23 protein-coding genes are annotated in these 18,788 nt (G+C 47.2%); 1 reads left to right on the top strand and 22 read right to left on the bottom strand.

Annotated elements, in window-relative coordinates; genetic code table 11:
* Positions 1–36 precede the first annotated feature (36 nt).
* The 22 genes from ahrC to spoIIIAA form a co-directional block, all read right to left on the bottom strand.
* The gene (ahrC, locus tag C161_RS31215; protein ID WP_017687604.1) at positions 37–486 is read right to left on the bottom strand and encodes a transcriptional regulator AhrC/ArgR; all 450 of its coding nucleotides are present in this window, start codon (positions 484–486) and stop codon (positions 37–39) included.
* Between the two features lie 84 nt (positions 487–570).
* Positions 571–1,056, bottom strand: coding sequence for a hypothetical protein (locus C161_RS31210; RefSeq protein WP_036614357.1), 486 nt, complete (start codon positions 1,054–1,056; stop codon positions 571–573).
* 84 nt (positions 1,057–1,140) lie between these two features.
* Positions 1,141–1,986 carry a TlyA family RNA methyltransferase gene (locus C161_RS31205; RefSeq protein ID WP_036614359.1) on the bottom strand — a complete coding sequence of 282 codons (846 nt, stop codon included), beginning with the start codon at positions 1,984–1,986 and terminating at the stop codon, positions 1,141–1,143.
* Positions 1,987–2,008: 22 nt separating this feature from the next.
* Positions 2,009–3,916 carry a 1-deoxy-D-xylulose-5-phosphate synthase gene (gene dxs / locus C161_RS31200; RefSeq protein ID WP_036614362.1) on the bottom strand — a complete coding sequence of 636 codons (1,908 nt, stop codon included), beginning with the start codon at positions 3,914–3,916 and terminating at the stop codon, positions 2,009–2,011.
* A gap of 283 nt (positions 3,917–4,199) precedes the next feature.
* Entirely contained in the window at positions 4,200–5,123 is a 924-nt protein-coding gene (locus C161_RS31195; protein WP_083669823.1) for a polyprenyl synthetase family protein, read from the bottom strand.
* On the bottom strand, positions 5,098–5,355 hold the full coding sequence (gene xseB, locus C161_RS31190) for an exodeoxyribonuclease VII small subunit (RefSeq protein WP_017687599.1): 258 nt from the start codon (positions 5,353–5,355) through the stop codon (positions 5,098–5,100). The genes C161_RS31195 and xseB overlap by 26 nt, the downstream gene beginning before the upstream one ends.
* Entirely contained in the window at positions 5,345–6,709 is a 1,365-nt protein-coding gene (gene xseA / locus C161_RS31185; protein WP_036675003.1) for an exodeoxyribonuclease VII large subunit, read from the bottom strand. The genes xseB and xseA overlap by 11 nt, the downstream gene beginning before the upstream one ends.
* Before the next feature lie 10 nt (positions 6,710–6,719).
* Positions 6,720–7,577 (bottom strand): bifunctional methylenetetrahydrofolate dehydrogenase/methenyltetrahydrofolate cyclohydrolase FolD, encoded by an 858-nt coding sequence (gene folD / locus C161_RS31180; RefSeq protein ID WP_036675001.1) that lies wholly within the window; start codon positions 7,575–7,577, stop codon positions 6,720–6,722.
* 117 nt (positions 7,578–7,694) lie between these two features.
* Positions 7,695–8,147, bottom strand: a complete 453-nt coding sequence (gene nusB / locus C161_RS31175) for a transcription antitermination factor NusB (protein WP_036675000.1) — start codon at positions 8,145–8,147, stop codon at positions 7,695–7,697.
* A gap of 221 nt (positions 8,148–8,368) precedes the next feature.
* Entirely contained in the window at positions 8,369–8,602 is a 234-nt protein-coding gene (locus C161_RS31170; protein WP_017687595.1) for a DUF2273 domain-containing protein, read from the bottom strand.
* A gap of 14 nt (positions 8,603–8,616) precedes the next feature.
* Positions 8,617–9,156 carry an alkaline shock response membrane anchor protein AmaP gene (gene amaP, locus C161_RS31165; RefSeq protein WP_017687594.1) on the bottom strand — a complete coding sequence of 180 codons (540 nt, stop codon included), beginning with the start codon at positions 9,154–9,156 and terminating at the stop codon, positions 8,617–8,619.
* Between the two features lie 146 nt (positions 9,157–9,302).
* On the bottom strand, positions 9,303–9,713 hold the full coding sequence (locus C161_RS31160; protein WP_017687593.1) for an Asp23/Gls24 family envelope stress response protein: 411 nt from the start codon (positions 9,711–9,713) through the stop codon (positions 9,303–9,305).
* A gap of 217 nt (positions 9,714–9,930) precedes the next feature.
* On the bottom strand, positions 9,931–11,274 hold the full coding sequence (accC, locus tag C161_RS31155; RefSeq protein WP_036614375.1) for an acetyl-CoA carboxylase biotin carboxylase subunit: 1,344 nt from the start codon (positions 11,272–11,274) through the stop codon (positions 9,931–9,933).
* A gap of 55 nt (positions 11,275–11,329) precedes the next feature.
* Positions 11,330–11,794 carry an acetyl-CoA carboxylase biotin carboxyl carrier protein gene (gene accB / locus C161_RS31150; protein ID WP_036614903.1) on the bottom strand — a complete coding sequence of 155 codons (465 nt, stop codon included), beginning with the start codon at positions 11,792–11,794 and terminating at the stop codon, positions 11,330–11,332.
* Between the two features lie 139 nt (positions 11,795–11,933).
* Positions 11,934–12,764, bottom strand: coding sequence for a SpoIIIAH-like family protein (locus C161_RS31145; protein WP_036674997.1), 831 nt, complete (start codon positions 12,762–12,764; stop codon positions 11,934–11,936).
* 66 nt (positions 12,765–12,830) lie between these two features.
* The gene (spoIIIAG, locus tag C161_RS31140; RefSeq protein WP_036614381.1) at positions 12,831–13,469 is read right to left on the bottom strand and encodes a stage III sporulation protein AG; all 639 of its coding nucleotides are present in this window, start codon (positions 13,467–13,469) and stop codon (positions 12,831–12,833) included.
* Positions 13,470–13,484: 15 nt separating this feature from the next.
* Positions 13,485–14,315, bottom strand: coding sequence for a stage III sporulation protein AF (gene spoIIIAF, locus C161_RS31135; RefSeq protein ID WP_036674995.1), 831 nt, complete (start codon positions 14,313–14,315; stop codon positions 13,485–13,487).
* A 31-nt stretch (positions 14,316–14,346) separates the two neighbouring features.
* Complete coding sequence (gene spoIIIAE, locus C161_RS31130) at positions 14,347–15,489, bottom strand: stage III sporulation protein AE (protein WP_370511423.1); 1,143 nt, start codon at positions 15,487–15,489, stop codon at positions 14,347–14,349.
* Between the two features lie 68 nt (positions 15,490–15,557).
* Positions 15,558–15,947 carry a stage III sporulation protein AD gene (gene spoIIIAD / locus C161_RS31125; protein ID WP_017687586.1) on the bottom strand — a complete coding sequence of 130 codons (390 nt, stop codon included), beginning with the start codon at positions 15,945–15,947 and terminating at the stop codon, positions 15,558–15,560.
* Positions 15,948–15,978: 31 nt separating this feature from the next.
* Positions 15,979–16,182 (bottom strand): stage III sporulation protein AC, encoded by a 204-nt coding sequence (spoIIIAC, locus tag C161_RS31120; protein WP_017687585.1) that lies wholly within the window; start codon positions 16,180–16,182, stop codon positions 15,979–15,981.
* 29 nt (positions 16,183–16,211) lie between these two features.
* Entirely contained in the window at positions 16,212–16,730 is a 519-nt protein-coding gene (spoIIIAB, locus tag C161_RS31115; RefSeq protein WP_036674991.1) for a stage III sporulation protein SpoIIIAB, read from the bottom strand.
* Positions 16,723–17,727 carry a stage III sporulation protein AA gene (gene spoIIIAA / locus C161_RS31110; RefSeq protein ID WP_036674989.1) on the bottom strand — a complete coding sequence of 335 codons (1,005 nt, stop codon included), beginning with the start codon at positions 17,725–17,727 and terminating at the stop codon, positions 16,723–16,725. The genes spoIIIAB and spoIIIAA overlap by 8 nt, the downstream gene beginning before the upstream one ends.
* A gap of 263 nt (positions 17,728–17,990) precedes the next feature.
* On the opposite strand from spoIIIAA, the gene C161_RS31105 reads away from it, so the two are divergent.
* Complete coding sequence (locus C161_RS31105; protein WP_047843624.1) at positions 17,991–18,740, top strand: 2-phosphosulfolactate phosphatase; 750 nt, start codon at positions 17,991–17,993, stop codon at positions 18,738–18,740.
* Positions 18,741–18,788: the final 48 nt, after the last annotated feature.

Genomic DNA, 18,788 nt, shown 5'->3' with positions numbered 1-18,788 from the left:
CTCGGTACTGAAAACCAATCTTTTTGAACACGCACTTTAAGCAATGTAACCCATGATCCGCTCAATAACGGTCACACTGTTACCTTCAGTCCGGCAGATAATCAGAATGGTGTCATCTCCACAGATCGTGCCCATGACTTCATTCCACTCAATATTATCAAGCAAAGCTGCAATGGAGTTGGCTGTTCCTGGCAAACATTTCATCACAACCAGATTGTTTGTGTGATCAATGTGCAAGAAGTTGTCAACGAGTGCACGCTTCAACTTTTGAATCGGATTATATCGTTGATCTGTCGGTAAAGAGTACTTGTATCTTCCATCATCCATCGGAATCTTGATTAACAGAAGTTCCTTGATATCCCGGGATACCGTCGCCTGAGTCACCTGAAAACCTGATTTGCGTAGTGCTTCAACCAGATCATCCTGGGTCTCAATTTCATTTTGACTAATGATTTCACGAATCTTGATGTGCCTTTGTCCTTTCATATATGCCTCCAGTTAGATGTATTGCAATAAAGCAGCATTTGTAATTCGCCGCAGACTTTGCCCTGCAATGTTCATTCTTTTATATTAGTCCAGATCATCCCCATCATACACATCTTCCTGATAGTCCATGAGCCTGATTAACTTAATATCGGAATCCTCCACGTCAACATACAGCAATCCTTCACAGCCAGGATATAACAACAAATAATTGAGGAAGCGATCCCTTAGCGCAGGGCCGGTCATATCGATTGGCTGTCTGCGACGAGACGTTTTCACGAGGTATCTGAGATCCTCACGTTCTGCAACATAATCAATGAATAATCTGCTGTAATAAACGGATTCATTGGCCTCAAAAGCCAAAGGGACTTTCATTTTGCCACCGATGACTTCGTAACCCTGTGCTTCAAGCAAATCCAAGGCCGGGGAATCCTGAATCTTCACGTTCAGTTGCATTCCAGACAAGCTTACCGGCGTTGGTCGGTTCACCCAATTACGCAAGCCAAAAAACAGCCACAAGATCAAACAGACAGCAAGTACACCTATAAAGATTGTGTCATATTGACCATCCATTATCGCTCACCTCGAAGACATATTCGAGGTTCAGTAATGATTTCCCTTTACGTCAATCACCTTTCCAGCGAAAAGAAACCCATCTTATGATGAGTTTCCCGTAAATGTATGAGCTGCTTCCTTTGCAACTTGCTCCGCAAGTGCGTCAAGTGAAGCTGGATCGATCTCTGGTTGTGTTGCCTCTGGTGCTTCCAGACGCCAATGTGCGAGAAATTCTATATTACCTTCTCCACCCGTTATCGGTGAAAAAGTTAAACTCTGCAGATGTAAACCAAGTTGACTGGAAAAATGAAGCATTGTCTGCAATACATCCTTGTGTACCTTCGTATCACGTACCACACCGGACTTGCCTACTTTTTCACGCCCTGCCTCAAATTGAGGTTTAATCAATGCAACGATATCTGCAGGTTGTTTCAAAAGAGCCAGAAGTGGCGGCAATATGATTCGCAGTGAAATGAACGACACATCAATGCTCGCAAAGTTCGGCACGGGTCCCGTCAGATCTTCAGGAGTCACATAGCGGAAATTAGTTCGTTCCATAACAGTAACCCGCTCATCATTACGCAAAGACCAATCGAGCTGATTATAGCCCACATCAATAGCGTAGACGTGAGATGCGCCATGCTGAAGTGCACAATCCGTAAATCCACCGGTGGATGAACCAATGTCGAGCATGACAAGTCCATTCATATCAAGGTCGAAATGACGGATCGCTTTTTCGAGCTTCAATCCGCCTCTGCCGACGTAGGGATGTACCGAGCCTTTAACTTTCAGCTCGGCTTCCCTTGGAATTTTCATGCCCGCCTTTTCGATCGGCTCATTATTGGCATATACCAGTCCAGCCATGATGGCAGCTTTTGCCTTCTCACGACTTTCATAATAGCCCTGCTCAACCAGCAGAACATCAATTCGTTCTTTCGGGAGTGACATGTCTGTCTCCTATCATGTAAATTTACGAAGGAAAACGTGTTTTTGGTATGCCGTAAGATGATTGAACAGCCATCTTGCGCAGTTCAGCACATACATTTTCAACGGTAAGACCCACTTCCTCACGTTGTTCCTTAATACTGCCATGCTCGATGAAGCGATCCGGAATCCCCATCAATTGTACATGAACATCATGTAGTCCCTGTTCTGCATAAAACTCCAGAACTGCACTACCCATGCTGCCTGCCTGGGATGTTTCTTCAAGTACAATCAATTTGGTGCCTCGAACAGCTAAATCACGCAACATTTGCTCGTCAAGAGGTTTAAGGAAGCGAGCGTTGATTACGCCTGCTGTGATACCTTCCCGCTTCACCATCTCTGCTGCTTCTTCTGCAAGCTGCACCATCGAACCTGAAGCGATGACAGCATATCCCTCGGATGGACGCAGTTGCTCCCATGATCCGATTGGAATCGGAACAAGTACATCATCCAAAGGTACACCGACCACATTGTTTCGTGGATAACGGTAAGCAATTGGACCTTCATTATAATCAAGCGCCGTTTTCATCATATGACGCAATTCATTTTCGTCTTTTGGCATCATCAGAACGATATTTGGAATATGGCGCATAAATGCCACATCGTATACCCCTTGATGTGTTTCCCCATCCGGACCAACAAACCCGGCACGGTCAATGGCAAACATCACGTTGGCGTTATGACGGCAAATATCATGTACAATCTGATCATAAGCACGTTGCATAAACGTAGAATACACGGCAAAGACCGGCTTCAAACCTTCCATAGCCAGTGCAGCACACATGGTCGCCGCGTGCTGTTCTGCAATACCTACGTCAATCATGCGATCGGGAAATTCCTTACTGAACGGAATAAGACCTGATCCTGTAGGCATTGCTGGCGTTACAGCTACGACCCGCTTATCCTGCTTCGCAAGATCAATTAACGTTTGACCAAACACTTCCGTGTACATCGGTTTTCCGACTGCCTTCAGCACTTGCCCAGATTCAATTTTGTACGGAGAAATCCCGTGCCACTTGTGCGAATCGGCTTCTGCTGGCTGATAACCTTTGCCTTTGGTCGTGAGCACGTGAACGAGCACAGGGCCATCAACGTTATCTGCCTGTTTGAAGGTTTCGATCAATTTGGGAATATCATGCCCGTCAATCGGTCCCAAATACGTGAAGCCCAGTTCTTCGAAAAGAACACCTGGTACCATCATATATTTGACACTATCTTTGATCCAGCTTGCCGATTTGGCCAAACGGTCCCCAATAGCAGGAATTTTTTTAAGCATGCCCTCGACATCATCTTTTGCTTTCAGATAATGACGATCCGAACGAATCTTGCTCAAATATTTATGCATGGCCCCAACGTTTGGAGCAATGGACATTTCATTATCATTCAGAATAACCATCAGTTTTCTCTGCTCATGACCGATATGATTGAGGGCTTCAAAAGCCATACCACCTGTAAGCGCTCCATCACCAATCATCGCGATAACTTGGTTGTCCTCACCCTTCAGATCACGTGCAAGGGCCATCCCCATCGCAGCAGACAATGAAGTACTGCTGTGTCCAGCTTCCCAAACGTCATGTTCACTTTCGTTGCGTTTGACAAACCCGCACAGGCCGTTATGTTGACGCAATGTATCAAAACGATCCATACGCCCTGTCAGGACTTTATGCACATAAGCCTGATGCCCTACATCAAAAATCATTTTGTCTGCTGGACTGTTATAACAGTAATGCAGGGCTACCGTGAGCTCAACCACGCCTAAGTTGGGTGCGAGATGCCCACCTGTAACAGACAGTTTCTCAATCAGAAACTGCCGGATCTCTGCCGACAAAAGGGCAAGATCATCCTGAGACATCGACTTTAGATCACTGGGTTGTTTAATTTGTGGAAGCAGCACGAGAATCTCCCCGCTTTCCTAGATTGTTTAGTTATTGTTGTAAATCGATATATACATTATGAATCAAATGACATTAAATCATTATAACATAAAAGAACAAGAATCATAATTTACTGCACTATACTCCCGATAACGAGCATTCTCGCCAGCAAGTTATTTAAAATTCTTCTCCATATGTATTCACGCATCCACTCGGGACAGACTTTTTCCATCCACTCGGAAAAAGAACATTACATTCATTACACGGTTACATAGATTTTGAAACAGACCGCTCCGTCAGAATCTAATGGTCACGACTCATCAGGTAATCTGCAATTTCCAACAATCTGGATGCATCAGGTAACTCGGCTCTTTCAAGTGCGTCTTTTGCAGATTGGGTAAGGGATTTCACTTCATCTACAGAAGCCTCCATGCCAATAAAATAAGGATATGTTACCTTCTGTTGATTCACATCGCTCTGTGTTTTCTTGCCCATCTTCTGCTCGTCACCCGTCAGGTCGAGAATATCATCCTGAATCTGGAACGCCAGCCCCAGATCACGCCCAAACACACGTAAGGCTTCCAATTGTCCTTCCGTTGCTCCACCAATTCGTGCTCCAGCAATGAGTGAGAAAACAATCAGGTCACCTGTTTTGTGCAAATGGATATATTGGAGCTGTGAAAGATCGGTCATGCCTTGCTCGCCTTCCATATCCGCAACTTGGCCGCCGACCATACCTCTTGCTCCAGCAAGTTCGGACATGTCCTCTACGATGGACAGCAACGCATCTGCCGCTACACCGCTACGGCGTCCAGCTTGAACAATGCTATAAAAAGCATGGGTTAACAGCGCATCGCCTGCCAATATGGCTGTTGCCTCACCATATACCTTATGATTCGTTAATTTTCCCCTGCGGTAATCATCATTATCCATAGCAGGCAGGTCGTCGTGGATCAGTGAATACGTATGAACCATCTCCACGGCGCAGGCTACCGGCATTGCAGCTGTACGCTGTGCACCGAAGGCTTCCGCCGCAGCAACGACCAGAAGAGGACGAAGGCGTTTGCCTCCGGCCATGAGTGAGTACTGCATCGCATCCGTCAACGATTGGGGTACATCCCAGTGATCGGGAAGCGTGTGTTTCAACGCTTCTGTCACCGCAGCTGTGACCTCTTCGAGGTACACTTGAAACGAAGGACGATTACTCATGGACTTCACCGCTCTCATCGTCAGCAGTTCCGAAAGGCTTCTTGCGAAGCTCTCCATCTTCTTCTACGATCATCTCGATCTTGCGTTCCACTTGTTCCAGCTTAAGACCGCAAAGTTGCGAAAGTTTCATCCCGCGTTGAAACAGATCGATGGCCTGTTCCAACGGAACATCACCATGTTCCAGCTGACCTACGATGTCTTCCAATGCCGCCATTGCCTCTTCAAAATTCAATTCCGGTTCATTCGCCATGGGTATTGTCGTCCTCCTTCATTCCCCAAACCTGACAGTCCAGCTGTCCGTCTGTTAATTTAATCTTAATTGAATCTCCAGGCTGTACATCTTTCGTTGACTTGATCAATCGCTGTTCCTGCTCGTCATAGACAAGGCTGTATCCCCGTGACATGACTTTGAGCGGGCTAAGCGCATCCAGATGCCGCACAGATGATTTCCACTGTTGCTGCTTCGATCGGGCTATAGACCTGATCGCAAGTTCCAGTTGTCTGCGTGCTGCCGCATTCTCACGGCGTGCTACATTGACCTGCTCACGAGGATTGAATCGTTGCAGTGCTGCCCGCAGACGCTCCTGCTTCTCTCCTGTCCATTTCATACGTGTATCGACTGTTCTCAAAAGACGTTGGTGCATCATATCCAGTCGTTCCGTGTGCTGCATCAAGGTACGTCTTGGATGCACCAGCACTGGCGAACGCTGTAATCTTGCGAGCCGTTCACGATTATGTACAGCACGCTGACGTAAGCTGTGCTGTAACTGGCGCTGACGTTGTCCGATCTGATCAAGCAACTCAGCTCTATTAGGTACAGCTAATTCAGCAGCTGCTGTAGGTGTAGCCGCACGCAAATCGGCTGCAAAATCAGCAATAGTGAAGTCCGTTTCGTGCCCAACCGCAGAAATGACAGGAATATCCGAAGCAACTATTGCTCTTGCCACAACCTCCTCATTAAAGGCCCACAACTCCTCCAGTGAACCGCCTCCGCGTCCAACGATAAGTACATCGGCTTCTCCCATCCGGTTCAGGTTGCCAATCGCTTTGACAATGGAAGGTGCTGCACCCTTCCCTTGAACCAGAACAGGATATAAAACAACTTTGGCAGAAGGGTATCTGCGCTGGAGTGTGATCATAATGTCTCGCACCGCCGCTCCCGTCGGTGAAGTTACAACCCCGATGGTCTGTGGATAACGAGGGATCTGTCTTTTTCGAGAAGGTGAAAATAACCCTTCATCCTCAAGCTTTTTCTTCAGCTGTTCGTAAGCCAGATACAGACTTCCAATTCCGTCCGGCTGCATATGGGTAGCATAGAATTGATACTGCCCATCCCGTTCATACACCGAGACATTACCACGGGCAATAACCCTTGCACCCTCCTTCGGTACAAAGGGTAATCGCTGGTTATGGGACGCAAACATAATTGACTTGATCCGGCTGTCCTTGTCCTTCAATGTAAAATACATATGGCCGCTGGAGTGATGTGTGAAATTCGAAATCTCCCCGCGCAGCCAGACGTCCGACAGGACCTGATCCGATTCCAGTTTCATCCGGATGTATCGGTTCAGGTCTTTGATGGAGTAGATCTTTTGATCTGCCACAGACGAAACCCTAGGCCAATCCGTGAGCGCGCTTGGCAGCGATCAATGTATTTTGCATCAGCATTGTGATTGTCATCGGACCAACACCGCCAGGAACGGGTGTAATTGGACCAGAAACTTCTTTCACACTCTCGAAATCAACGTCTCCTGCCAGTTTGCCATTATCCAAACGGTTCATGCCGACATCGATAACAACAGCACCTGGTTTCACAAAATCAGCATCCACAAAATTAGCACGGCCGATGGCTACAACTAAAATGTCCGCCTGACGTGTAATTTCTTTCATGTTGGCTGTACGGGAATGACACATGGTTACCGTCGCATTCTCACGTTGGAGCAACAGCGATACCGGTTTGCCAACGATGTTGCTTCTTCCGATAACCACTGCATGTTTACCGGACATTTCCAGTCCAGTACGTTTGATCAGTTCAATTACACCCGCTGGGGTACATGGAAGCAGACTATCGTCTCCAATTACGAGATTACCAACATTGACTGGATGGAATCCGTCTACGTCTTTATCCACGGCAATTGCATCAATGACCGCTTTCTCTTCGATATGCTTCGGTAGTGGGAGTTGAACCAAAATTCCGTTAATGGATTGTTGATTGTTCAACTTGTCCACCAGCGCAAGCAGATCTTCTTGGGACGTATCTGCATCCAAGCGATGTACTTCGGAGTAGAAACCGAGGTCGTGACATGCTTTTTCTTTATTACGCACATAGACTTGGGATGCCGGATCTTCCCCGACGAGCACAACAGCCAGACCAGGTACTACCCCCTGTTCGCTAAGCTGTTTTACTTCTGTTGTCATGCTTGCGCGGATCTCTTGGGATACTTCTTTACCGTTAATAATAGATGCTGTCATTGTACTCTCTCTCCCTTATGTGAATATAAATTTAGAGGTTGTTCAAAAAGCCCGCTTTTGATTACGAAGGTTACTGAAAACCGGTCTTTTTGAACACACACTATAATTAATCATAACTTAAGATAATTTTGCTTTAATCGCGTCAACTTCCTGAATCATGCGTCCAAGTACACCATTGACGAATTTACCGGATTCTTCTGTACCAAAATATTTGGACAGTTCAATTGCTTCATTGACCGATACCTTTGCCGGGATGTCATCACGGAATACCATTTCATACGTTGACAGTCGTAGAATCTGGCGATCTACACGTGACAGACGGCTGATCTGCCAACCTTTCAAATAATCCACAAGCAAACCGTCAATGGCTTCCTTATTGTTCCAGGCTCCTTGTACAATCTCAGTAACATAAGTACGCATTACATCTTCATCGCGAATAACTACTTCGGTTTCATTATCTTCAGCAGCTTCATTGATCAACATGTTCACAGCTTCTGCTGCACCTACCTCATTCATTTCCATCTGATACAGACTTTGTACTGCAATTTCCCTTGCCAAACGTCTTTTCATGTCCTGCCTCCTGCAGCGCTCCGTCTGGAGCGTCATCATGCTTATTTTAAAATCATGCAAACATCACATCTTATCCAGTATCGGTTAGATCGATGGCTTACACGGTATTGTTATTGTTATCCCTTTTCACAAAAAAACCTGCAATACGTTTCCTCCAAAAAACGGGCAACCTAAACTACAGCTCTATTTTCGGAAGAAACATATTGCAGGGTTCAGGTAGGTCACTTAAACGGACGCCAGCGATCGCCCAGCCATTGTCCCCACTCCCTCCAGGGAATGGACGAACCCAGCTTCGAATCGCTTCGTCTGCCTAACGTATAACCGATGAACACCAAGAGTGCAAAGAACAACATATCCCAAAAACCGATCCATACATAAAGAAATCCAAAAAAGATGCCGCCGATAATTCCGGTAATTCGGCCTCTGTGACTATCCCAAATCTCTTTCCACAGCATCAGTGAAACTCACCTCATTCCACTCGACTCTTGTAGTTAGGCGACTGGGTTACATTAGCGATATACACCGTGACAAAAGAAACCGGGATGCCCGTAATCTCTTGCACATGATCATGTATCGCCTTTTGCAGATCAGAAGTCAGCGCAGGAATAGGTGTCTCACCATCCACTACTGCACGGATCATAATCTCCAGTCCTGACTCAACCACACGTATGCGTGCCTTGACATCACGTACTCCCCGGAAACGGGAAGTTGCCTTCAAACAGAGATTCTCAATCGTCTCCATCGAAATCTGTACATCACCAAACTCAGTACGTTGATCTACAGACGGCAACGATGCACGCTCACGCCGAACCGAGATGTAGAAAAATCGCAAACTCAGGATAAACAAAATCGCTGCTGCAATAACCGACGCAACAATAACGTTCTGTTCCTGCTGGTAATTCAATTCGTAAGGCAGCACACCGCTAATCAGAAGAATGACGGCTGCCGATATTGCTCCAACGCTTATGCTGTATATAAACAACAGAAGCCGATCCAGTATTTTAGCCACGAACTGCACAGCCTCCCTTGCTCACTAACATGACTTAACCTGTTCACTAGCAAAAAATCAGATCCTCATTTAGCTTTCGCTATAATGAAGACCTGTCCAAGACGGGATAACCCCCGGCAGATGATGCCGGGGGAATCTGTCTTCTTTTATTTTACGCGCTGACTGTTCAGGTCGATCTCTTCCACTTTCTCGGTGCTCTTGAACTGAACGTCATGAATGTGCACATTCACTTCATTCACATTCAATCCTGTCATGTTCTCGATGGAACGTTTCACGTTCTGTTGAATCTCCGTAGCTACTTGTGGCAGACGGTATCCGTACTCGATAATTACGGAAACATCAACTGCAGCTTCACGTTGGCCCACTTCAACTTTAACGCCTTTGGAAAGGTTTTTGCGACCAAGCAATTCAGCAAATCCGCCAGCGAATCCGCCACTCATGCCTGCAACACCTTTCACTTCAAGGGTCGCCAATCCAGCAATCACTTCAATAACTTCAGGTGCGATCTGGATTTCACCGATATCCGTTCGTTCAAATTCAGTCGGTAGTGTACTCATAACTGTTCAACACACCTTTCGCGAGATAAGTTTGCGGCCATCCGTCAGGGCGCTGGACTCAGGTTAATCAACCTTCAGAACCCTTCCGGTCCGGCTTTACCGGAACTCCTGCAAACATCCGCGAGGTGCGGGCTTATCCTTTGCAGGAGACATGCGCTCTTATTATTCATACTATATCATTTGGGCTACATTATGACAAACAAGCCCAATATACCTTTTAAATCTCGTTTTCCTCAAGAAATTTGATATCAAAGTCACCGCGAATGAACGTTGGGTGCTCCAGCAATTTCTGATGGAAAGGAATAGTTGTAGATATGCCTTCAATCGCAAATTCCCCAAGCGCACGTTTCATCTTGGCAATCGCCTCTTCACGATTCGCTCCCCACACGATCAATTTTGCGATCATGGAGTCATAGAAAGGTGAAATGGTATAACCCGGATAAGCAGCACTATCTACACGAACGCCAGGTCCTCCCGGTGCAAGGTAGAATCCGATTTTGCCTGGTGATGGCATAAAGTTACGGTCCGGATCTTCTGCATTGATACGACATTCAATGGACCAGCCATTGATAACCACGTCTTCCTGACGGAATGAGAGTGGGTTGCCTTCAGCTACCGAGATCATCTCACGGATCAGATCCACGCCAGTAACCATCTCAGTCACCGGGTGCTCTACCTGAATACGCGTATTCATCTCCATGAAATAGAACTCGCCATTCGGGCTGAGCAGGAACTCCAATGTACCCGCTCCCGAGTAATCCACAGCAAGGGCAGCCCGTACCGCAGCTTCACCCATCAGTGTGCGCACATCTTCGGAGAGAATCGGACACGGAGCTTCTTCTACCAATTTCTGGCGACGACGCTGAACCGAGCAATCACGCTCTCCCAAATGTGCTGCATTTCCGTGTTTATCAGCAATGATCTGAATTTCCACGTGTTTCATACCTGTCAGGAATTTCTCCAGATATACACCTGCATTGCCAAATGCCTTCTGTGCTTCCTGCTGAGCAGCGGTAATCTGCTTAATCAGCGTTTCTTCATCTTCGGCAATACGAATTCCCTTACCTCCGCCACCAGCAGTAGCTTTGATAATGATAGGATATCCGATATCTCTAGCAATCATGATGGCTTCATCCATATTTTCAACAAGGCCGTCTGATCCAGGAATAACAGGTACTCCTGCATCTTTCATCGTCTGTTTGGCAACAGCCTTGTCTCCCATTTTGGTAATGGCTTCGGGTGAAGGCCCGATGAATGTAATATTGCAAGACTCACAAATTTCCGCAAAATCAGCATTCTCCGCCAAAAAACCGTATCCAGGGTGGATTGCATCACATTCCGTCAGCGTAGCTACACTCATCAGGTTTGTGAAGTTGAGGTAACTGTCCTTAGACAGTGTCGGTCCGATACAATAAGCCTCATCTGCAAGACGAACATGCAGAGAATCCTTGTCCGCTTCCGAGTAGACGGCTACCGTTGAGATACCGATTTCACGGCAGGCACGAATAATACGTACCGCAATCTCTCCACGGTTCGCAATCAGTATTTTTTGAAATTTCATTTCGTTTTGTCCTCCTTCGAAGCTCATGCGGTTAGCTGTTAACCAGCTATAACGGTTATTCCGGTTTCACCAGGAAAAGGGGCTGCCCATACTCGACCAGCTGTCCGTTCTCAACCAGCACTTCAACGATTTCTCCCTTGATGTCCGCATCAAGCTCGTTCATCAGCTTCATAGCTTCGATGATACATACCGTTGTTTTCTCAACAACTTTATCACCAGCGCTCACAAAAGGACCCGCTTCCGGCGAGGAAGCTCTGTAAAAAGTACCTACCATCGGAGATACAATTTTATGTAAATGACTTGTAGTATCGACCTGCGGTGCAGCTTCACTTACCACTGCTGCCGGCTGTACTTGCGGAGCAGCAATCATTTGCGGTTGCACAGCAGCTGCTTGAACATACTCCGTTTTGCCCGGTTTGCGGATTGATAACCGTGATCCTTCATTTTCAATTTCCAACTCTTGAACGGAACTTTCATCTACCAGTTTAATCAGTTCTTTGATTTCACTCAATTTAAACATTTCCATTATTCACTCCTTCGGCATCATGCCAGTCTCACTAGGACGGTCATATGGCTTTATGTATTATATCATAATCATTAAAAATGGAAAGAGCCCGAGAGTACAACCAGCTCCCGGGACTGCATTTCCATGATTTGGATTACTGTTCTGTGACGTATTGCACGCTGATTTTGTTCTGTGAAACCGCCAATTCTTTCATGACCAGATCTACAATGGATACCGCCTGTTTTACATCCAGTTTGTCACTGAGGACCACAACTTTATACTTGTCGGCATCTTCTTGAACGATCGCATTAGCGAACTGTTGAGAGAGCGTCTCCTCAATGCCAGTGATTTTAGCTTCTTTTTCTTCCAGTGTACGGAGTTGCTCGGTTGCTTTGGCATTCTCCTCTGGCGTTTTGCTCAGATCACCTGCCACGGTCATCAGTTCCTCATACTTACGATTGTTGCTTTCCTCACGTTGCCACTGGTAGTTCTGGAACTGGCTGCTCGCAGATGCTGTCGTATTCTGCTCTTCCATTTCCTTGAGGACTTCCTCATCTGTCTTGGTTGCAGTGCCGCCTGCCTGACCGTCTGTCTCCGGTGTAGTTGTTGCGCCTTTGTCGGTCTCTTTGTTGGTTTCTTTGCCTGTCTCACCCTTATTTTCGCCTGGTTCGACAGCAGGTGTTTTCTCTGTATTTCCAGCTTCTTTACCTTCCGTAGCCGATGGTTCCTCCACAGCGCCAGCCGCACTTGGATCACTTTCAACTTCGCCGCTATTCACCACTTCATTTACAACCAAACCTTCTGTAGGATCAAGAATGCCTGCCGTCTCCTTTGCTTCCCCCTGCTTGATTCCATCCACTTGCTGACTGTCAGCCACCGGCGCGTTGACTGGACCGGAATCCTCAGTGAACAGATAATACGCGGACAAAATGACCATCAGACTCAGCATGGAAACGAGCCATACCGTTTGACGTTTGTTATTCATTAGAACTTCCTCCTCAAATTGGCTTCAATCTTATGAGAATTGAATCTTGTGATTCAACACATCAGATTAGTCTTGTTTGCGCGGTACAACTGAGATCCGGTAGGCTGCCACATTCAGTCCTTTTTCCACAGCATCGGTTATCAGGTCCTTCACAACCTTGTTCTCTGCACCCCTCGCAACCACAAGCACCCCACGGATCTGCGGTTTGAGCTTTTTGGTCACTATAGGTGTCTGATCCCCTGCTATTTCGTAAGTAATAATCTCGCCATCACGGGTATATTGCGTCATATGCCGTTTGCCCCCGCTAGCATCGGTTTCTTCGGTAAGTTGCTGAGAATCCTTCACGTTCCGCTGAACGACCAATTCTTCTGTGGAATCCACGGTAACCATCACATCAACCGTTCCCACACCAACAATGTTTTCCAGCACACCTTTGATTTTGTCTTCAAATGCAATTTCGATCGCCTGAAAAGGATTCTGTTCCGACGGATCACTCTGTATGGATGCCATGGATGTTGCCGGGTCCGGTGGTTCCCGACCGATATTTTCGGAATCAATTTTTTTGACATTGACGAAGGAATTGAACAGCATGATTCCCACCCCGATCAAACCCAGGATAATCAGCCAGCGGAAGGTTTGACTTCGCCTTGCCCCACCCTCTCCGCCACCCATCCAGGTTTCCATCTTTTTGAACCATTGTTTCATCGGACACCCTCCTTCTCAGAGCACTTCAGCACTTTTTGGTTCTGTCACTTGAACGTTGTTTGCATCAACATCCCACTTTTCAGTCAACAATGTAATAATCTGCACCGCATGTTCGGACCTTGTGGATGTCTCACCTTGCTGCTTCGTCTCATCTGCTTGATCACGTATAACAGGCTCCGAAGACGCTTCATTTCCATCACGTTGCCCTCTACTCACATCAATCTGAACATCAGGCACTTCAATCTGACCGATCTGGATGGGCTGCTGTATTTGATGTGATTTATCCTTCTCGACTTCTGTGTCTGTTCCAAATATGGGTTGTGTGTTAGCAGCGACTTCTTGCTGCCCTGCCTTCACTTCTCCTTCTACACCCTCTCCGGCCATCTCGACCAACACACGCTGGATCACAGGCAGTTCGACTGATGAGGCAGCTTCCATCTCCGTTTCATATTTACTCATGGTCAGCTGTACCTCTACGGACCGCACCTTGGCTCCTGTTGTTTCTTCAATCTGACCTTTCATGACATTAGCCAGTTCTTTGGCTGTCCATTGTAAGGATTGTTCCTGTTCATTGGATTGTAGCCGTTTGCCCTGAGCTAATATCTGTTCGAGTGTCGCATTCCCATTCGATGGAGCATCCATTGCAGACATTGCCCGTTTCAGTTCGCCAACCGGATCACTTTTGAGCAGCTTGGTTATGGGTGATAAAAGGGTCAGCAGGATGAGAAGGCTCAGCACAAGCTTGACATAACGTTCCATGGATCGATTGGGCAACAACATATCCACAAAAGTCGCCAGCAGAACGATCATAATCAATTCCTGGAGCCAGTTGCTCAGCCACCCCATCCTTTCCACCCCCTTTCTTGCCAACATACATTCAGCGCATCATGACAGTCAGATTGCCCGCGGTCAGCAAGATGGTAATGGCCAGGAAAAACATCAGCCCGACGGCTGCCAGCGCCGCAAATACGTAGATCATGCTCTTGCCGATGGCCTGGAGGCATCCTACAATCGGGGTGTCTCCTAGCGGTTGCATAATGGCACCAGTTACGTTGTATATCAAGGCAAGAGCCAGAATCTTGAGTGCCGGAAAGGCACATAGAAACAAAATGATGATCACTCCGGTGAGTCCAATTGCATTTTTGACAAGTAAAGAAGCTGTAATTACAGTATCCGTCGCATCCGCAAATGTTCTGCCCACGACAGGGACAAAGTTGCCTGCGATGTATTTGGCGGCCTTCAGGCTAACTCCATCCGCTACGGAGCCCGATGCTCCCTGAACCGAGATTACACCCAAAAACATCGTCAGCAGGATACCCAGCAGTGCCACACTAATATTGCGCAGGAGGTCTGCCAGCTGTGTCAGCTTGTACTTGTCAGACAATGAACTGACGAGATGCAGAACAGCTGAGAAGAAGAGTAACGGGAATACCAGCAAGTGAATCAACGTACTCACCAGATGAATCATGAAAATGATGAGTGGATGTGTCACCGAGACGGTGATGACATTACCCATGGACGCAAGCAGTGTGAATAACAAGGGAACCATGGCCATCATGAAGTTGATCATGCCGGTTATGGCATCCTTAGCATATCCAATCGCCACACTGAAGCTGTTAATCGCAATAATGATGATGACCATATAACAGATGGAATAGGCGATTTTGCTAATATTATTTTTCTCAAATGCGGTCTGAAGTGTCTCCAGAATCATGCTGAGTACACTTAACATCACAATCGTGACCAGAAGTTTGCCATTATATAAAATTTCATGCAGCATGAAGGTTCCTATCGCTACAAACACCGATTTCAGGCTGAACCCTTCATTGCCGGGGATTAACATATCCATGAAGGAAGGGGTCTTCCCATCCGGGAAGAAACCACCGTATTGTTGCATCAGTTGATCCCAGTATTTCTCCACCTGATCCTTGGGAAGGTGATCGGCCTGCTGCTCCATCCACTCACCGGAAGGCGAGGTTGCAGTAACCTGTCCCAGGATACCAAACAGAAAACAGAGCATCAGCACAACCGTAAGGCGCCACTGCGGCTTAAGATGCATTGATTTCATATGAAGTCCGCACGCCCTTTCTACACCGGCATCAGCTTCATGACGGTTTCGATAATAATGCTGATGATCGGTATAGCAAGTACAAGGATCAGTACCTTACCAGCCAATTCGATCTTGGACGCAATGCTTTCTTGACCTGCATCCCTGACAATCTGTGCGCCAAATTCAGCGATGTACGCTATTCCAATAATTTTCAGCACCGTTTTCAGATAAATACTTTCCATGCCTGAATTCTCGGCAAGCCGCTTCAACACTTCGATGACTGCTCCGATTTTGCCAATCAACAACATGAAGATGACAATGCCGGTTGCGGCAGCAATCAGAAAGGCAAACATCGGTTTCTGTTCCTTAATGACCAGAATAAGCACTGTTGCGATGAGCGCCAAACCTACAACTTGGATAATTTCCACAGGTCACCACCATCCGGCTTCATGACCGATTTCATTGAAAAAGAAATATCGATTTGATCTCTTGTAGCAGGCTGTCCAGCATACGGACCACCATGAACAATACAACGACAAATCCGATTACGGTCACCCAGTGAGCCATATCTTCCTTTCCCATTTGTTTCAGTACCGTGTGAATCATGGCGATGATGATTCCGATACCCGCAATTTGAAAGATTGCGTTCACTTCTAGATTCATGACCTTGGCACCTCACTATCCCGGCTATTTCAGAAGATCAGAATGACGATTAACGCTCCGACAAGCATCCCGAGGCTTCGGCTCATTCGTTCATATTTCATTTGATCGGCCTGGGCGCGGGATTCCTCATGCATTAGTTGTTGAATGGCTAACGATATATGTTTGGTCTGATCCTGACGGTCACTTGTGCCAAGGCTGAAGCTTAATTGCAGCATCACTTCCTTCTCGTCAGCCTTCATGGCCGATCTTCCCCACGCCAGATTCACGCCTGACTGCAGACTTTCCCGGGCAGTGAGTCCATGAGGAGGTTCCATCTGTGTAGCTGCATGAAGAAACAACGTCTTTACAGGTTCTTTGGTCTGTGCTCCCATCTTGCCCATGGCATCGGGAAGTGGAGTGAGCCCATAGTTAATCTCCGTCATTAGTCGCTGGAGGGCTGCAATGAGTTCTCGCAACTGTCTCGGTCTTAATGCATACTGTCTGGCCTTGTAAAATCCGGCGAGGGTGCTGGCTAACAGAATAATTACCGCACCAAACATGTTAACCAAAGGCTTCACCTCCTGCCCCGGTCTGCTGCAACCCACGCATTTTGCCATCAGCCAGCCGAAAGGTCATGCCCCGGCTCGTCCGTTGCAGCTGGACATAACGTTGAAACATCTGCTCCGTAATTAAGGTTCTGAGGGCGGGTCTGGCCGACAGCTCCGATAGGTCACGGCCATGCGCAGTCGCAATCACTGAGACTCCTGCATGCAGGGCTTCCATCACCGCCTCGGCATCCTCCGGACGACCGATCTCGTCCACAATCAGGACATCGGGCGACATGGAGCGAAGCATCATCATCATGCCCTCAGCCTTCGGACAACCGTCCATCACATCTGTTCGGGGACCTACGTCGAAGCCAGGTACTCCTTTGTAGCTACCAGCGATTTCGGACCTTTCATCCACAATGCCCACTTTCAGACGTGGACGTATTCCCTGAACCAGTTCAGTTCCCCCTGTAAGCTTTGTACCACTACTAATTTGTCTCGCCAGATCTCGCAGCAACGTCGTTTTCCCTTGTTGTGGTGGTGATAGGATCAACGTGTGCAGGACCTGTCCGCTCTTCATATCGAGAAGATAAGGAAGGATACGATCAGCCACTCCATGTACCTCACGGGCTACCCGAACGTTAAACCCGTTGATGTCACGCAGGTATTCGACACGTCCACCGCTTAGTACCGTTCGTCCAGCAAGCCCGATTCGATGTCCCCCAGGTATGGTGATGAACCCTTTGCGCAGTTCCTCTTCCAATGTATAAAGTGAATGGTTACTGATCAGGTCCAGCAACCTGTGCGTCACTTCTTTCTGAGGAACATACGCTTCTTCAGGATTCCCGGTCGGACAACCTTGAGGTGTCAGGAAGTGGTATGTGTTGCCTGCATTAATCTCCAGGGGTCTGCCTTCTCGAATACGTACTTCCTCCACTTGTTCCAATAGAGCGGGTGGCATTCTTCCAAGAATGGTTCGGATCGGTTCCGGAAAAAGTTCCCTCCAGTTCACCTTCATGAGTAGGCTCCTCCAACCTTGAGATCATTTGGTTCACACTTCTGGCGCTTGTTCATATCTCAAGTTTATGCCTGTACATTTAATTTATGACGCTGAAATCTATCAATTCTTCAGAATACGGTTGAGAGTTGAAACCATAGATGCACCTTCTGTTCTAGGCACCCGTCTAGATGTGCATGCATATAGTAATTGCAGATAGGTAAGTTCCATTTCGGTTCAAAACAGAACTACCGATCCCCAGATACAGAAAGGAGTTGTGGGGAGTGCGAGTTGATGTCGTTGGCAATGTGAATGAAGTACGTACCATTGATATTGCAGGGCGAAGTGCAGTTGTCATTGATGTATTATGTACGACCAGTACGATCGTTACGGCTCTGGCGTATGATGCTTCGGCTGTGATTGCCGTAGAGACCGTTCCACAAGCCAAACAAATGGAAGTGAAAGATTGCATTCGAGGCGGGGAGCGTTTTGACAAAAAAATCACCGGATTCGAAGTGGGGAATTCCCCCTATGAATATATGACTGCAGGCATTGCAGATAAAACAATCATTCTAACCACAACCGATGGAACCCGAGCTTTGATCAAGGCTTCCAAGGGGAAACATGTATTTGCTGGTTCATTTCTCAATGTGCAGGCTGTTGCAGCAGCTCTATGTGAACTTCAACGAGATGTATTGCTGTTATGTGCGGGGAACCAGGATGAATTTGCTCTGGAGGACGGCTTGTGTGCTGGATGTATCATCGATGAACTGCACCGTCAATCCTGTTCTCCCCTCCAGCTTAACGATCTCGGCATAGTGCTTCATCAGGCGGTATCCCAATGTCAGGAGAGCATCCCGGAGTTGGTGCAGGGGTCTGTTAGCGGGCGGAGGCTTGAAAAGTTAGGCAGGGTTCATGATATTTCGTATTGTTCTCAATTAAACCTGCTGGATTGTGTTCCCGAGATGGGGGAGGGGAACCGCATGCAGCCTTATAGAGGCATACGCGGCGGAAAGATGTTCAAGTTGATGTGAGAATTGCCATGAGAAAAACAAAAAAAGGTGTACTGCTGCCCGTTGGCA

Source organism: Paenibacillus sp. FSL R5-192 (assembly GCF_000517845.1).
GTDB classification, from domain to species: Bacteria; Bacillota; Bacilli; order Paenibacillales; family Paenibacillaceae; genus Paenibacillus; species Paenibacillus amylolyticus.
Note: the sequence above shows the minus strand (reverse complement) of the source record. Positions and strands in the feature narration are given on the sequence as shown.

What these genes read in the sequence shown, in the direction of transcription:
- ahrC (WP_017687604.1), bottom strand. Translation starts at nt 486, where the DNA reads ATGAAAGGACAAAGGCACATCAAGATTCGTGAAATCATTAGTCAAAAT.
- C161_RS31210 (WP_036614357.1), bottom strand. Translation starts at nt 1,056, where the DNA reads ATGGATGGTCAATATGACACAATCTTTATAGGTGTACTTGCTGTCTGT.
- C161_RS31205 (WP_036614359.1), bottom strand. Translation starts at nt 1,986, where the DNA reads ATGTCACTCCCGAAAGAACGAATTGATGTTCTGCTGGTTGAGCAGGGC.
- C161_RS31195 (WP_083669823.1), bottom strand. Translation starts at nt 5,123, where the DNA reads ATGAGAGCGGTGAAGTCCATGAGTAATCGTCCTTCGTTTCAAGTGTAC.
- xseB (WP_017687599.1), bottom strand. Translation starts at nt 5,355, where the DNA reads ATGGCGAATGAACCGGAATTGAATTTTGAAGAGGCAATGGCGGCATTG.
- folD (WP_036675001.1), bottom strand. Translation starts at nt 7,577, where the DNA reads ATGACAGCATCTATTATTAACGGTAAAGAAGTATCCCAAGAGATCCGC.
- nusB (WP_036675000.1), bottom strand. Translation starts at nt 8,147, where the DNA reads ATGAAAAGACGTTTGGCAAGGGAAATTGCAGTACAAAGTCTGTATCAG.
- C161_RS31170 (WP_017687595.1), bottom strand. Translation starts at nt 8,602, where the DNA reads ATGCTGTGGAAAGAGATTTGGGATAGTCACAGAGGCCGAATTACCGGA.
- C161_RS31160 (WP_017687593.1), bottom strand. Translation starts at nt 9,713, where the DNA reads ATGAGTACACTACCGACTGAATTTGAACGAACGGATATCGGTGAAATC.
- accC (WP_036614375.1), bottom strand. Translation starts at nt 11,274, where the DNA reads ATGAAATTTCAAAAAATACTGATTGCGAACCGTGGAGAGATTGCGGTA.
- accB (WP_036614903.1), bottom strand. Translation starts at nt 11,794, where the DNA reads ATGTTTAAATTGAGTGAAATCAAAGAACTGATTAAACTGGTAGATGAA.
- C161_RS31145 (WP_036674997.1), bottom strand. Translation starts at nt 12,764, where the DNA reads ATGAATAACAAACGTCAAACGGTATGGCTCGTTTCCATGCTGAGTCTG.
- spoIIIAG (WP_036614381.1), bottom strand. Translation starts at nt 13,469, where the DNA reads ATGAAACAATGGTTCAAAAAGATGGAAACCTGGATGGGTGGCGGAGAG.
- spoIIIAF (WP_036674995.1), bottom strand. Translation starts at nt 14,315, where the DNA reads ATGGGGTGGCTGAGCAACTGGCTCCAGGAATTGATTATGATCGTTCTG.
- spoIIIAE (WP_370511423.1), bottom strand. Translation starts at nt 15,489, where the DNA reads ATGCTCTGTTTTCTGTTTGGTATCCTGGGACAGGTTACTGCAACCTCG.
- spoIIIAC (WP_017687585.1), bottom strand. Translation starts at nt 16,182, where the DNA reads ATGAATCTAGAAGTGAACGCAATCTTTCAAATTGCGGGTATCGGAATC.
- spoIIIAA (WP_036674989.1), bottom strand. Translation starts at nt 17,727, where the DNA reads ATGAAGGTGAACTGGAGGGAACTTTTTCCGGAACCGATCCGAACCATT.